Origin of the sequence: Paraburkholderia sp. JHI869, assembly GCF_038900775.1 — a bacterium.
In the GTDB taxonomy this organism is placed as follows: domain Bacteria; phylum Pseudomonadota; class Gammaproteobacteria; order Burkholderiales; family Burkholderiaceae; genus Paraburkholderia.
This window is the reverse complement of sequence record NZ_JAYMSC010000001.1, coordinates 620,398-632,993: the sequence shown is the minus strand read 5'-3', so window position 1 is coordinate 632,993 and position 12,596 is coordinate 620,398. Positions and strand designations below refer to the sequence as shown.

At 64.7% G+C, this 12,596-nt stretch carries 14 protein-coding genes; 10 read left to right on the top strand and 4 right to left on the bottom strand.

The annotated features are described in order from the left end of the window. Window positions 1-101 precede the first annotated feature (101 nt). Window positions 102-1,409, top strand: a complete 1,308-nt coding sequence (locus VSR72_RS02915; protein ID WP_342950896.1) for a chloride channel protein — start codon at window positions 102-104, stop codon at window positions 1,407-1,409. A 33-nt stretch (window positions 1,410-1,442) separates the two neighbouring features. Here the strand turns inward: VSR72_RS02915 and VSR72_RS02910 are convergent, their stop codons facing one another. Together VSR72_RS02910 and VSR72_RS02905 are read right to left on the bottom strand one after the other, a co-directional pair. Next, on the bottom strand, window positions 1,443-2,084 hold the full coding sequence (locus VSR72_RS02910; RefSeq protein WP_342950895.1) for a DUF1109 domain-containing protein: 642 nt from the start codon (window positions 2,082-2,084) through the stop codon (window positions 1,443-1,445). Next, window positions 2,081-2,674: a sigma-70 family RNA polymerase sigma factor gene (locus tag VSR72_RS02905; protein ID WP_342951006.1), complete on the bottom strand. Its 594-nt coding sequence runs from the start codon at window positions 2,672-2,674 to the stop codon at window positions 2,081-2,083. Before VSR72_RS02905 ends, VSR72_RS02910 begins: the two co-directional genes overlap by 4 nt. Window positions 2,675-3,034: 360 nt before the next feature. Between VSR72_RS02905 and VSR72_RS02900 the strand changes: the two genes are divergently transcribed. From VSR72_RS02900 to VSR72_RS02870, 7 genes are all read left to right on the top strand, one after another. After that, window positions 3,035-3,673, top strand: coding sequence for a cytochrome b/b6 domain-containing protein (locus VSR72_RS02900; RefSeq protein WP_342950894.1), 639 nt, complete (start codon window positions 3,035-3,037; stop codon window positions 3,671-3,673). Window positions 3,674-3,729: 56 nt separating this feature from the next. Beyond that, window positions 3,730-4,506: a molybdopterin-dependent oxidoreductase gene (locus tag VSR72_RS02895; protein ID WP_342950893.1), complete on the top strand. Its 777-nt coding sequence runs from the start codon at window positions 3,730-3,732 to the stop codon at window positions 4,504-4,506. A gap of 116 nt (window positions 4,507-4,622) precedes the next feature. Further along, the gene (locus tag VSR72_RS02890) at window positions 4,623-4,889 is read left to right on the top strand and encodes a pentapeptide MXKDX repeat protein (RefSeq protein WP_342950892.1); all 267 of its coding nucleotides are present in this window, start codon (window positions 4,623-4,625) and stop codon (window positions 4,887-4,889) included. 119 nt (window positions 4,890-5,008) lie between these two features. After that, window positions 5,009-5,401 carry a hypothetical protein gene (locus VSR72_RS02885; RefSeq protein WP_342950891.1) on the top strand — a complete coding sequence of 131 codons (393 nt, stop codon included), beginning with the start codon at window positions 5,009-5,011 and terminating at the stop codon, window positions 5,399-5,401. A gap of 335 nt (window positions 5,402-5,736) precedes the next feature. Next, a complete protein-coding gene (locus VSR72_RS02880) occupies window positions 5,737-5,994 on the top strand; it encodes a hypothetical protein (RefSeq protein WP_342950890.1) in 258 nt (85 codons plus the stop codon). Window positions 5,995-6,076: 82 nt separating this feature from the next. Continuing rightward, window positions 6,077-6,415, top strand: coding sequence for a hypothetical protein (locus tag VSR72_RS02875; RefSeq protein WP_342951005.1), 339 nt, complete (start codon window positions 6,077-6,079; stop codon window positions 6,413-6,415). Window positions 6,416-6,508: 93 nt separating this feature from the next. Further along, window positions 6,509-8,065: a transporter substrate-binding domain-containing protein gene (locus tag VSR72_RS02870; protein WP_342950889.1), complete on the top strand. Its 1,557-nt coding sequence runs from the start codon at window positions 6,509-6,511 to the stop codon at window positions 8,063-8,065. Window positions 8,066-8,072: 7 nt separating this feature from the next. Here VSR72_RS02870 and VSR72_RS02865 read toward each other — a convergent pair whose 3' ends face one another. Continuing rightward, entirely contained in the window at window positions 8,073-9,020 is a 948-nt protein-coding gene (locus VSR72_RS02865) for an alpha/beta hydrolase fold domain-containing protein (RefSeq protein ID WP_342950888.1), read from the bottom strand. Window positions 9,021-9,141: 121 nt separating this feature from the next. On the opposite strand from VSR72_RS02865, the gene VSR72_RS02860 reads away from it, so the two are divergent. Both VSR72_RS02860 and VSR72_RS02855 read left to right on the top strand, forming a co-directional pair. Then, a complete protein-coding gene (locus VSR72_RS02860) occupies window positions 9,142-10,053 on the top strand; it encodes a LysR family transcriptional regulator (RefSeq protein ID WP_342950887.1) in 912 nt (303 codons plus the stop codon). Window positions 10,054-10,132: 79 nt separating this feature from the next. Beyond that, window positions 10,133-11,566, top strand: a complete 1,434-nt coding sequence (locus VSR72_RS02855; RefSeq protein WP_342950886.1) for a 3-deoxy-D-arabino-heptulosonate 7-phosphate synthase — start codon at window positions 10,133-10,135, stop codon at window positions 11,564-11,566. A gap of 33 nt (window positions 11,567-11,599) precedes the next feature. Here the strand turns inward: VSR72_RS02855 and VSR72_RS02850 are convergent, their stop codons facing one another. Beyond that, window positions 11,600-12,493, bottom strand: coding sequence for a hypothetical protein (locus VSR72_RS02850; protein WP_342950885.1), 894 nt, complete (start codon window positions 12,491-12,493; stop codon window positions 11,600-11,602). Window positions 12,494-12,596 lie beyond the last annotated feature (103 nt).

The window sequence follows — 12,596 nt, the reverse complement described above, 5'->3', positions numbered from 1 at the left end:
AGAAAACGCGTGCGTGCTAATCTCCCTAAGACCGGTCGTGCCGCCCTCGCTGCGGCACGACTGGCAACGCTTCAGCACAGGGAGTTCGGCCAAGCCGGTTCATGCGAGTTTCCGACCTTGTAGACCACCGTACGATCCTGCGCAGCCGGCGGCGCTGGCTGTATTTCGGCGTGTTCTGGCTCGGCGCCATCGCGACGGGCCTCGTCGCGGTCCTGTACGCGCGCCTCATCGACTTCGGCTACGCGCTCTTCGTGCAGATGACCGCCCACCACTGGTGGCTGCCGATCTTCATCACGCCGGCAATCTCCGCGTTCTGCGTCTGGGCCACGCGCCGCTGGTTTCCCGGCTCGGAGGGCAGCGGCATCCCGCAGGTCATCGCGACGCTGCACGACGTGCGTGAGTTCGGCCCGCGTCTGCTCACGCTGCGCATCCTGATCGGCAAGATCGCCCTGTCGTTCCTCGCGATTCTCGGCGGCTTCACGATCGGCCGCGAAGGACCGACCATCCACGTGGGCGCCGCGCTGATGTACACCCTCCGGCGTTTCTACCCGGCGCGGCTGCGCAGCATGTACGGCGTCGGCCTCGAATACAGGCTCGCGCTCGCGGGCGCCGCTGCCGGCCTTTCTGCGGCGTTCAATGCGCCGCTCGCGGGCGTGGTCTTCGCCATCGAGGAACTCACGCGCAGCTTCGAGGCGCGAACGAGCGGCGTGATCATCACGGCGATCATCTTTTCGGGCGTCGTCTCGCTTGCCCTGCAAGGCAACTATGTGTATTTCGGCACGATCGCCATCGCCGGCAAACTGCCCGACCTGCTCGCCGTCGCCGTCATTCTCGTTGGCGTGATCACTGGCCTCGCGGGCGGCGTGTTCTGCTGGCTGCTGCTCAACACCGAGCGATGGATGCCCGCGCGTTTATTCGCTCTCCGAAAGGAACGGCCCGTGGCGTTTGGCGCCGCATGCGGTTTGTTCATCGCCGTGATCGGCGTGGCGAGCGGTGGCAATCTGTTCGGCAGCGGCTATGCGGAGGCGCGCGGCATGCTCGAAGGCCACTCGCAGCTCGGTGTGGCCTATCCCGTGCTGAAAATGGCCTCGATGGTGGGCTCTTATCTGCCGGGCACACCGGGCGGCCTCTTTGCGCCGTCGCTGGCAATTGGCGCGGGCATCGGCAACGTGCTGCACATGGTGTTCGGGCAGATGCAGTTGCCGATGCTGATCGCGCTCGGCATGGTCGGCTATCTTGCCGCCGTCACGCAAAGCCCGATTACAGCGTTTGTCATCGTCATCGAAATGATCGACGGGCACGCGCTCGTGATCTCGTTGATGGCGACGGCGCTCATTTCGAGCCAGGTGTCCAGGCTATTCGCGCCGCCGCTTTACGAAGCCCTGGCGGAACGCTTCCTCAAGCAGTAACGCGCGCCAACTCGCGCTGACCGGCGCACGCCGCTACCAGCGCAGCAGCCGCGGCCCGAGCCACGCGCCAATGCCGGCGGGCAGCAACATGCCAATCACATACCAGACGCTCCAGAACGCCGGGCTCATCTCCGGGCAATGGAGGCAATACGCAATGGTGGCGAGCGCGCTCGCAAAGAGCCCCGCCGCCGCGCCCGCCGCGCGCAGGTTGGTTGGCGCGAGACCGCGCACGGCCCAGAACACGGCCGCGAACGTGGGCACCGAAAGCAGCACGATATTGAACGGGCACGTGCGCCATGTGAGGCCCATCACGAGCGGCATGCGTTGCGCGGGCGCCGCGTCGCCCAGCGCGAGCCACGCGCCCGCAAGCACGGCGACGAACGGCAGCGCCACCAGCGCCCACGCATAGCCGCCGCGCTGGCCCGGCCGCCCGAGGCGGCTGACCGCGAACGCTGCAGCCACCGCGACACACAGCGGGAACGCGAGCTTCGCCCAGAAGATCGGCGTGTGCATGACGCTCATGAGATCGTGCCGCACGCCGAACACCACGCTCATCAGCACGACCGAGCCTGCGAAACCGAGCGACAGCGCCCGCGCGAAGCGGCGCAGCACGGCCTTGCGGTCCACGCGCGCATCGCCGCTGGCAAGGAGGTTGATCAGATCGTCTGTTTTCATCGCGCTCCCCTGATGCGCGTGGCAAGCGCTTTCAATCCGCGATGAATCCCCACCTTGACCGCCGATTCGGAGAGTCCCGTGAGCTTCGCCGTTTCCACGACCGAAAGCCCCTCGAGCTTCACGTGGACGATAGGCAGGCGCTGCTTGTCGGGCAACTGTTCGAGCAGCTTGCCGATATCGCGGCGCGCCTGCGCGGGCTCGTCGTCGGGCGCGGCGAAGAGATCGGTGTGGTCTTCCAGCGGATCGTTGAGCATGTCGCGGCGCGCGCGCGAGCGGAAAAAGTCCATCAGCTTGTAGCGGGCGATCGCGTGCACCCAGGCCGTGAGCGGTTCGTCGGGGCGCCACGTGTGACGCGCGTTGTGCACCGCAAGCAGGATTTCCTGCACGAGGTCCTCTACGTCGTCGCGCAACTGCGGAATGCGCCGGCGCAGGTAGCCACGCAGATGACGCGTGAGCTCCGCGAGGAAGTCGCGATACGCTTGCGCATCGCCTTCCAGTCCGCTGACGAAAAGCGCTTTGAGACGGGTTTCCGCAGAGTGCAAAGGTTGTCCTGGATTGTCGCGACGCCAGGTTGGCGGGTTGGCGGGCATGGCGCTTGCCCGGTCTGCTGAAGGCGAGCTTTCATAATGATTACGCGCGCCGCCGCACTCGCGCCCGTTCGCGTGAGCGTAGCCGAACGTTTCGTGCGCCGCAACGGCAGCCGCAGCGCCGCCGCACGCCCCGTCCGTCATCGTCGCCCATGTGCTGGTCAAGCCCACCGTTGAGTTCTCCGCGTGAAGCGAGCGCGTGCGCCCGCTGCAGGTAGTTCGCTCGCCACGCCAGTTGGGTTACAGCCGAAGCGAATTATTCCTGGCCGCCCCCCGGTTGCAAGATTTTTTTCCCGACGTGCTGTAACCGGGGGGCGCGCCACAGCGAATTCACTGTCAACTCTGCGCTAACGAGGAATCGCCATGCACACGTCGATCGGTGAAACGCCCGCACTGCAAGCACACACGCGCCGCCCGCGCTCGATCCAGCCGCTCTGGCTGCGCATCGCGCATTGGCTCAACGCGCTCGCGGCGCTCGTCATGATGTTCTCCGGCTGGCGCATCTACGATGCGTCGCCCGTGTTCGCGGGGTTCGTCATTCCCACGTCGATCACGCTCGGCGGCTGGCTCGGCGGCGCGCTGCAATGGCATTTCGCCGCCATGTGGCTGCTGTTTTTCAACGGGCTTTTCTATCTCGCCATGAATTTCACCACCGGCCGCTGGCGCACGAAGTTCTTCCCCTTGAGCCCGCGCGCCGTGCTGCACGATCTGCGCGCCGCGCTCACCGGCCGGCTTTCCCACGCCGATCTGAGCCAGTACAACGCCGTGCAGAAACTCGCCTATCTCGTCGCGATCGCCGATCTCATCGTCCTCGTGCTGTCGGGCCTGGCGATCTGGAAGTCGGTGCAGTTTCCGCTGCTGCGCGAGTTGATGGGCGGATACGACCGCGCACGCGTGGTGCACTTTTGCGCGATGTCCGTGCTCGCGGCGTTCGTGCTCGTTCACGTGACGATGGTCGCGCTCGTGCCGCGCTCGTTGCTCACGATGCTGCGCGGACGCTGAGCACGCGGCCCGGATCAACGAAAAGACGCCCCCCTATCCGTTGCTAAGGATTGCATATGAAAACGACTGACCGAAAGATCATCGAACTCGACCGCGCAGCGATTCTGGCCGATGCACGGCGCGAACTCGACATGCCGTCACGGCGCCTGTTCGGCAAGCGCGTGCTCACGCTCGGCGGCCTTTCGCTGCTGACGGGCTGCACGCTCACCGACGACGCCTCGGTCAACACGTTCCTGACCGCCGTTTCCCGGCTCAACGATCGCGTGCAGGGGTGGCTGTTCGACCCAACCCGGCTCGCGCCCACGTACGCCGAAGCGCAGATCACGCGGCCCTTCCCCTTCAACGCGTTCTATAGCGAGAGCGAGGCGCCTGTTGTCGATGGCGGGGACTATCGGCTCAAGCTCAGCGGGCTTGTGAAGGGCCAGCGCGTCTGGACGCTGCCCGAGTTGTACGCGCTGCCGCACGAAGAGCAGATCACGCGGCATATCTGCGTGGAAGGCTGGAGCGCGATAGGCCGTTGGGGCGGCACGCCGTTCGCGCATTTCCTGCGCCGTGTGGACGCGGATCTCACCGCGAAATACGTAGGCTTTCGTTGCGCTGACAACTACTACGAAAGCATCGACATGCCTACGGCGCTGCATCCGCAGACCTTGCTCGCTTTCGACTATGACGGCGAGCGCCTGCCCGCGAAATACGGCTATCCGATGAAGCTGCGCATGCCGACGAAGCTCGGCTACAAGAACCCGAAGCACATCGTCGAGATTTTCGTCACGAATACGTACCCAGGCGGCTACTGGGTCGACCAGGGCTACAACTGGTTCGGCGGTTCGTGACGTCTTCCTGCCGCCGCTTGATAGGCCACTTGATACGCCACTTCATGCGACGGCTCCGTTTCACTTCCGCCCGAAAACGGGCAAGCGTTTTTTCCACCCAGCAAGGAGCAATGCAAATGAACACGATCCGATTCGCAGCAATCGCCATCTCGGCCGCCCTGTTGAGCCTGAGCGCTGGCGCGGCATTCGCGCAGGCAAGCGGCGCGATGTCGAACGACGCCATGTCGCAAGACTCGATGCACAAGGACACCATGGGCAAAGGCGCGATGTCGCACGATACGACGGGCAAAGACGGCGCGATGAGCCACGACAAGATGGGCAAGCCCATGAAGCAGGACGCCATGGGCATGGATCATCCGGCGTCGGGCGCCATGGCGCATTGAACCCTTGTGGTGTGCTCCCGGCGTGGCTTGCGTCGGGAGCGCATCGCGCGCGCCTCGCCACCGTGCGCTCGCGATGTATGATTTCTGCAGGGCCGCACACCCTGCACCGGGAGTCCGTCATGGGAAGCGAATGGCATCGCCGCCTGAAACTGTTCATTCAGCGCTTCTGGCAGCCAACCAGTGCGTGCATGACCTGCATGCCGGGGAGTTGGGGCAACGTCATGAGCCTTGCCCATTGGACGATCGCATTCAAGACGGGGCTCTTCACCGGCGCGCTGGCCGTGCTGCTCACCTTCACGCCGGCGAAGAAGTGGTACGGGAATCGCTATGGCAACGCGCTGCTGGTTGGCTGCCTGACCGTCATAGGCGACGCCTACGCTCACATGAATCACTATGTTCTCGAACACGTCGCGACCGGCGTCGTGTCCGGGTTGATCGCGCTCGCAGCGTCGTATCTGTTAGCGGACCCTGTGCGCCGGATACGAACGCTGTGGGCGCGCTTGACTGGATAGTCCAGGGTTCTGCATCGCGTGTGCGGTGGCCCGTTACTGCGACTTCGCGAAATCCTGTCCAATCATGGCCACGACGGCCATCCGTCGAAAGCTTGACCTTCTGGTCGGTCGGCGTAACGGCCTGATGCCCGTCCGTGGTCAGGCGTGAGACGGGGCCCCAGACGAACTTCAGGCATGCCGCTTCCGTCTAGGACCTAGGTCCGATTGACTGGATATCCGCACGTGGCACCCTTCGACAAAGCCGCCCTCGCTTGCCCAGTCGCCAGCGGCGCAAACACGCCAACAGACAGTTGGCGACACGAAATAGCCAAATTCAGTCTGCTACGGAGGTCACCATGTATTCATGGCGCCGGAAGTTCGCCGTCACGGTCGTGTCGATGGTTGTGACGGCCACTGCTGGGTCCGCATGGGCAACCGAGCAGGCTCAGCAGCGCCGGGCCGGGCGTGACGTTCGTCAGGAAACACGCCAGGGTTCGCGCCATACCAAGCAGGACTGCAGGGCGGCCAACCAGCAGAGCAATTCGCAATGCCGGCAGGACAAGCGGCAAACCAAGCAGAACGGCCGCCAGACGGCCAGGGCGATCAAATATTGAGCGTTCGCGCTCCGTCTATCAGACCAAAGAGGGCAACCCGATGCGAGCCTGCCGATACGTGGTCCTTTGCGCTTTGCCATTCATGATTGTGGGCTGCAACACGCCGCCCATCCCGCCGGGAAAGCCGGTCGATATCCCGACCGCCCTCCATCAGGTTCTCGAAGGCCTGTGCAATTTCAAGAAGGAACAGGCCGACCGCAAGCAGGATATGGGCGTCGCAATCGACTCGGTCACCGTGGAGCTCGACCTGACCGTAGACGGCGCAAGGAATCCCCCTGTGGCCGTCGCGCCGGATATCCAGTTCATCCCCACCGTCAGTTACGGGCAGATCATCACAGCAAACCGGGGCAGCCGGCTTACGCTCACCCTGAAAAACACCGGCTCCCATGGCGGCTGCGACGTCATGACATCGGCGAAGTAGCGGCAGTTCTCTTTCGCTATAGGACTATCGGCCCATAGCCAGCGTATGCGGTTGTGACATGATGGAGACAGCGGAACATTCGGCCCTGGCATCATGCGAATTGTTCATACGTTGCTGATCATCCTGGCGTTCGGGATGTCCATTGCCGCCCGGCCGACCGGTTGCCTCGCGGCCCAGGGAACGCCTGCGCAAGCCGCGGCGTCACCGGCCGCGCCGGCAGCGCCAGCCAGCGCGCCACCGCCCCCTGTACCGGCGAAGCCCACCGCACCCCGCCGGCTCGACGTCGCCACCCTCGCCAACCAGCCGAAGTTCGGCGACTTCGACGCGATGCTCGAGCGTCGGGTGATCCGCGTGCTGGTGCCGTACAGCAGAACGCTCTATTTCAACGAGATGGGGCATGAGCGAGGACTGACCGCCGGGCTCATGCGCGACTTCGAGCGCTACCTGAACAAGACATACGAGAGCACCCTAGGCAAGCGTCCATTGACGCTCGTGATCATCCCGACGACGCGCGACCAACTCCTTCCGGCGCTGATCGCCGGGAAGGGCGACATCGCCGCCGGCAATCTGACCGTCACGGAAACGCGGCTGAAGCAAGTCGACTTCGTCGCACCGCGCGACCGCAAGGCGGTTCGGGAACTAGTCGTCACCGGTCCGAAATCTCCCGCGCTCACCAAACTCGACGACCTGAGCGGCAAGACCGTGCACGTGCGCGCGAGCAGCAGCTACTACGAGAGCCTGACCGCCCTGAACGCGCGCTTCAAGAAAGACGGCAAGCCGCCGATGAAGCTGGTGTTGCTGCCCGATGCGCTCGAGGACGAAGACGCCATGGAGATGCTCAATGTCGGGCTGGTCCAGATCCTCGTCGTCGACGACTGGAAGGCCAATTTCTGGGCGCAGGTGCTGCCGGGCATCGTGGTGCACGACGACATGGCCGTGCGTGACGCCGGCTATATCGGCTGGGCGATTCGCAAGCAGAGTCCCAAACTCCAGCAGGCCATCACCGACTTCTACGTTGGCTACGTGAAAAAGCAGAGCGTGGCGGAAGTGCGCCTGCAGCAGGAACTGCAGCGCGTCAAGCAGATCACCAGCAATACCGAGGACACGGAACTCAAGCGTTTCACGCAAACGGTCGGTCTCTTCGAAAAGTATGGCGCGCAGTATCACTTCGATCCGTTGATGCTTGCCGCGCAGGGATTCCAGGAGTCGCAGCTCAATCAAAGTGCCCGCAGCCATGTTGGAGCGATCGGCATCATGCAGCTCATGCCGGCAACCGGCAAGGAGCTGGCCGTCGGCGACATCCGGGTGACGGATTCGAACATCCATGCCGGCGCGAAATACCTGGACGTCCTGATGACCCGTTACTTCCCGGATGCGCACTTTTCCGACTCGGACCGCGCCCTCTTCGCGTTCGCGAGCTACAACGCGGGTCCCGCCAGGATCGCGAAGATGCGCAAGGAAGCGGCCGCCCGGGGACTCTCGCCGGACAAGTGGTTCAACAACGTCGAGATCGTGGTGGGCGAGAAGATCGGGATCGAGACGACCACCTACGTGCGCAATATCTACAAGTACTACGTCGCCTACCGGCTCGTTCAGCAAGCACAGGCGGCGCGCGATCGCGCCATCGGGCAGGTGCGCAAGCAGGGCTGAGGCCTGCCTACGCGTCGCGCGTCCAGCATCGCGTGATGAAGCTCGCGACCTCATCCAGCGCATGCCGGGCGCTCGCCAGTTCATGGGTGGATCGCTGGAACACGTGGTGCAGCCCTTCGTAGATTTCCAGTTGCACCGCGTTGCCCTGCTCCGCCGCAGCCGCCGCGTAACGTCGCGCGTCGTCGAACAGCAGTTCGTCAGTGCCCACCTGGAGCGCGATGGGCGGCAGGCGCCCGGGAATCGCATGCAGCGGCGAGGCGCGTCCATCCGTGGGATCGGCAGCACCCAGGTACGTAGCGGCGGCATTGGCGAGCACAGGTCTCGTCAAAACCGGATCGTGCGTCGCTTCGCTGTGGAACGATGGCCCGGTCAACGCAAGATCGACCCACGGCGAAAAGGCCGCCACGCTCGCGATGTTCAACGCCGGCCGTTCCTCGACACCCAGAGCCGCGAGCGCTAGCGCCCCGCCTGCGGAATCGCCAACCAGGGCGACTTCGCGTATGCCGCTGTTCGCCAGCCAGCGCAGCGCGGCTAGCACGGCATCGTGCGCCGCCGGAAACGGATGCTCGGGCGCAAGCGGGTAGTCGAGAACAAAGGTGTCGACGCCGGTGCGCGCCGCGATCTGACTCGCAAACCCGCGATACCCCGTGGCAGACCCGAGCACGAAGGCGCCGCCGTGCAGAAACAGGATCGCGCAACCGGAACAGTTGGCAGGCGCGGATCGCGGCCGAATCCACCAGCCATCGATGTGCGCATTCCCGATGCGCCCCAGGCTGACGCCGTCCGCCACCGGCGTCTGCGCAGTCATGGCGTCGTATGCCTCGCGCATCGTCCCGTTGAATTCATTGAAATGCCGTTGCGTGCGCTCGATCGCGGCCTTTGCCGCGTTACGTTCGTCAGCGCTCAGGGCGTGCCGTATTTCGATCAGGTTCGCGCGTTGTTCGATGCTCATCATGGCTCCTTCGTTGCGTGAATGCGTTGTCGATGGGCATGACGATATCGATTCCAGTCACAGCTCGGAAGAACGTCAAACGGAATAAAATCCATTCCAATCAGGAAGTTTTGGAGGAGTTGAGATGGACCGGCTCGACGCGCTCAAACTGTTCATTCGCATCGTCGAAAGCGGGAGTTTCGCCGCGGCGGCGCGCGACATCGGCGTGGGCCAGCCTGCGGTCAGCAAGCAGATCGCGTCGCTCGAGCACTATCTGGGCACACAACTGGTCAGACGCACGTCGCGCAGCATGACGCTCACTGAAACCGGTCAATCGGTTTATGAAGCGGGCTTGCGCATCATTGGCGACTTCACCGATCTCGAATCTTCGGTCGGGCATGGCCAGGTGTCGCCGGGCGGCCTGATCCGCGTCACCGTGCCGCCCGTTTTTGGCAGGCTGTATATCGTGCCGCACCTGCCGGTGTTCTTCTCCCGGTATCCACACGTGTACGTGGACCTTTCCGCAACGGAGCGCAACGTCAATCTCGTCGAGGAAGGTTTCGACCTTTCGATCAAGAGCGGACCGCTTGCCGACTCGTCGATGATTTCGAAGCATCTGGCCTCGAGTCCAGTGGTGGTGGTCGCAACGCCGGAATACCTCGAAACGCATGGGCGCCCCGAACAGCCGCAGGATATCGAACGGCATGCGTGTGTCGTCTTCGCGCCCAGACACGAGCCGCGAGCATGGCATTTCGGCACCGTCGAAGGTCCGCGCACGCATGTTCCATCCGGCAATTTCCGCACCGGCGACGCGGAGCAGATTCGCGCTGCCGTCCTGGCCCATATGGGATTGGTTCAAGCGCCGGGTTGGCTCTTTGCCACGGAGATGGCGAGCGGTGCGGTGGTCAGCGTGCTGGAGGGTTTCGCGCCGCCCCCGTTGCCGATCCACGGCGTGCATGCCTCCGGCAGGCGGCTGCCGAACAAGACCCGCGTGTTTCTCGACTTCGTTGCCGAAATCCTCGCGGCCGATCCGCGCACGGCTTTTGCTCCGGTCTGATGACTTCGCGATTGGCAAGTAGCGGGGTTATGAGACTATGTGCCTCATCGCCTCGCACACCGATGCTGCCACTTCGCCGATGTCATCACCCGCTCTGCTGCTCGAAACCATTCTGCGCGACGTCGCCCGTCGTTATCGCCTGCCACACGATGCCGCGGTTTCAGGGTCGCGGCTTCGAAACGCCAATTCGGCCACGGCGCTCGCACTCGTCATCGAACAGGTACGCGAAGGCATGGCTCATGGCGGAGCACCAGACGCAACGCTGAAGCCGCGCTTTATCGACGCGCTCGCGGCCATGATCACCGAGGCCATGCAGGCCGATTCCGGCGACCGTGCGTTCCAGGCGATGGTTCTGCGGCACCGTGCCGCTCCGGTGCGCGAGTTTGCGTCGCTTTCGGCACAGGCCGACCAGGACCGCCGGCAGATCCATGCCGCTGTCAATGCGATCGCACATCCGGCCAAACAGCAGCGCGCCGTGCAAGAGTGGCAGCGCGAAGTACTCGCACGGCTGCATAAGTCCGCGTCTTCCGCGCACCGCGAAGCGCACTACGTTGGGCTTCGCGATACGCTGCAAACCCTGCTCAAGGAACTTGCTGAGAAGGGCGCGGACTTCGCGCCCGCGCTGGCGGACCTGCGCGACAGTCCAGCACTCACGCGCCTGTGCCGCCTTGAAGCCCTCGCACACGATCCACTCGTACAGGATTACGTATCATTGCTCGATGCGTATGGCCCGCGCCCCGGTACGCCGGCGGCCCAGGCGCAAGGCCGGGCGTCGCAACGACGCGGCGCGGCCGTCGAAGCACTCGCCGTACAGGCGCTCGAAGCGCTCGCTCAACGGCTCAACGCTGCGCAGGAGAATCCCCTTGCGTACCGGGTCGTGAGTTCGATGCGCGTTCCGGCCTCGATACCGGGCAAGCACGAGCGCGCGAAAACGGAATGGGACGTGGTGCTGCTCAAGCGCTTGCACGCGAAGACCCTCGATACCGCGCCGGTCTGGAATGTGCGCCTGCTGGTCGAAGCGAAGGCATCCGTCGAGTCTGCAACGACCGACCTCCCGCGGCTCATGCGCGGTTTGCGCCTGCTCGCGCACGCCGAGGAAACCGCCGTGTATACGTTTGAAACCCAGCAGGGTCCCGTCCAGTTGAACGGCGCGTCGTTACGCACACAAGGCAGCGACGAGCCGGGCTTGATGCACACCGTCCTCTATTGCTGCGATGCGCCGGCCGAAGCCGCCCCGCGAATGCTCAATGCCGCGAGCCGCATGCAGCTTCTCTCCGCAGAGGCGAGCCTTGAATTCGCCAGCGCCCAGTACGACGGGCGACATGCCGATCCGCAAATACTGGGCGCTGTCTGGCAGCAACTCACGCAATCGCCGCGCTGGCATGCGGTCCTCAACCAGTACTCGATGTTGCGCCTCGTGCGCGACTTGATGGTTCATCCAGACGACCTGATGGCTGCCATCCGCGACACGACGGCGTGTGCGCAATACACGGCGAACGGACGGCCCGGTTGACGCACCCTCGTTCGCTAAAGGCGCGCTAACGCCTCAATGCTCCGTGCTCGCGCGCGCCGCCGCGGGGCACGCCGGATCCTTGCCCCAATGCCCGTCGCACACGCGCCAGCGGCAAAGCTGATCCTCGAAAAATCCCTGCTCTCCGCACGCCTTCACTTGCTGGGCGAGCGTGGGCTTTGCAGCCGCCACCTTCGCCGTTCGCGCGGATGCGTCCTTGCCGTCGCCCGGTTTCGTGCGGGCCATGAGCACGGCCAGCAGGTCCGCATCGGAGTCGTCCTTCTGGGCGCCGGGGCGCACGTCATGCCGCTTCCTCGCAAGGGCTTCCGGTTTGGTGTTGCCAGCATGCGCCGCGGTCTTCGCTTCATGCCGGCTTTCGGCGCTCTTGCCCGTGTGCTTGTGGTTCGCGTCGGGGGCCGCGCTTGCAAGCGGCGCGGCGCCGCCCGAAGCCGCGCTCGCTCCTGCATCGCGCGCGCCATCGGCCAACGCACGCGAAAGCCGGCCATCGTCGGGTGCCGTTGCGGACGCAACGGTATCGGCAGCGGGCTTCGCGTTGTCGGTGCTTTCGTCGTCGCTCACGATGGTGGCCGCGTGGGAAGCCGACGCCGTATCGGGCGCGCTCGCCGCGTTTGCGACCACTGGCGCAGCAACGGCGGGGGCAGCCGCGTGCGTCCCGTCGCCCACCGGTGTACTGCGCTCGGCCACGTGCCAGGCGCCGAAACCGGCAGCGGCGATCAGAAGCAGCGCCCCGGCCAGAATCGGGGCGCGCGAGCGACGCCCCGTGCCCGGCGGCGTGGCCGGCGGCACGACACGGCCCTCGAGATTCGCGAGGATGCGCGAGCCGCCCGGCTGCGCGCCCGGCACACTGGCAGGCGTGTCGGCGAGGAGGCTGGGCGGAGCTTTGGGGGTAGAGTTGTCCGGCGCACTCATTCACTGTCTCGTTGGAATCGTGCTCATTGTGCTCATTGAATTGAGCGTGTTTCACCGCAATAATACGAGGCGGCCCAGCTTCGGGCAGCGCTGATTCTAAAAT

What these genes read in the sequence shown, in the direction of transcription:
- VSR72_RS02915 (WP_342950896.1), top strand. Translation starts at nt 102, where the DNA reads ATGCGAGTTTCCGACCTTGTAGACCACCGTACGATCCTGCGCAGCCGG.
- VSR72_RS02910 (WP_342950895.1), bottom strand. Translation starts at nt 2,084, where the DNA reads ATGAAAACAGACGATCTGATCAACCTCCTTGCCAGCGGCGATGCGCGC.
- VSR72_RS02905 (WP_342951006.1), bottom strand. Translation starts at nt 2,674, where the DNA reads ATGCCCGCCAACCCGCCAACCTGGCGTCGCGACAATCCAGGACAACCT.
- VSR72_RS02900 (WP_342950894.1), top strand. Translation starts at nt 3,035, where the DNA reads ATGCACACGTCGATCGGTGAAACGCCCGCACTGCAAGCACACACGCGC.
- VSR72_RS02895 (WP_342950893.1), top strand. Translation starts at nt 3,730, where the DNA reads ATGAAAACGACTGACCGAAAGATCATCGAACTCGACCGCGCAGCGATT.
- VSR72_RS02890 (WP_342950892.1), top strand. Translation starts at nt 4,623, where the DNA reads ATGAACACGATCCGATTCGCAGCAATCGCCATCTCGGCCGCCCTGTTG.
- VSR72_RS02885 (WP_342950891.1), top strand. Translation starts at nt 5,009, where the DNA reads ATGGGAAGCGAATGGCATCGCCGCCTGAAACTGTTCATTCAGCGCTTC.
- VSR72_RS02880 (WP_342950890.1), top strand. Translation starts at nt 5,737, where the DNA reads ATGTATTCATGGCGCCGGAAGTTCGCCGTCACGGTCGTGTCGATGGTT.
- VSR72_RS02875 (WP_342951005.1), top strand. Translation starts at nt 6,077, where the DNA reads ATGATTGTGGGCTGCAACACGCCGCCCATCCCGCCGGGAAAGCCGGTC.
- VSR72_RS02870 (WP_342950889.1), top strand. Translation starts at nt 6,509, where the DNA reads ATGCGAATTGTTCATACGTTGCTGATCATCCTGGCGTTCGGGATGTCC.
- VSR72_RS02865 (WP_342950888.1), bottom strand. Translation starts at nt 9,020, where the DNA reads ATGATGAGCATCGAACAACGCGCGAACCTGATCGAAATACGGCACGCC.
- VSR72_RS02860 (WP_342950887.1), top strand. Translation starts at nt 9,142, where the DNA reads ATGGACCGGCTCGACGCGCTCAAACTGTTCATTCGCATCGTCGAAAGC.
- VSR72_RS02855 (WP_342950886.1), top strand. Translation starts at nt 10,133, where the DNA reads ATGTCATCACCCGCTCTGCTGCTCGAAACCATTCTGCGCGACGTCGCC.
- VSR72_RS02850 (WP_342950885.1), bottom strand. Translation starts at nt 12,493, where the DNA reads ATGAGTGCGCCGGACAACTCTACCCCCAAAGCTCCGCCCAGCCTCCTC.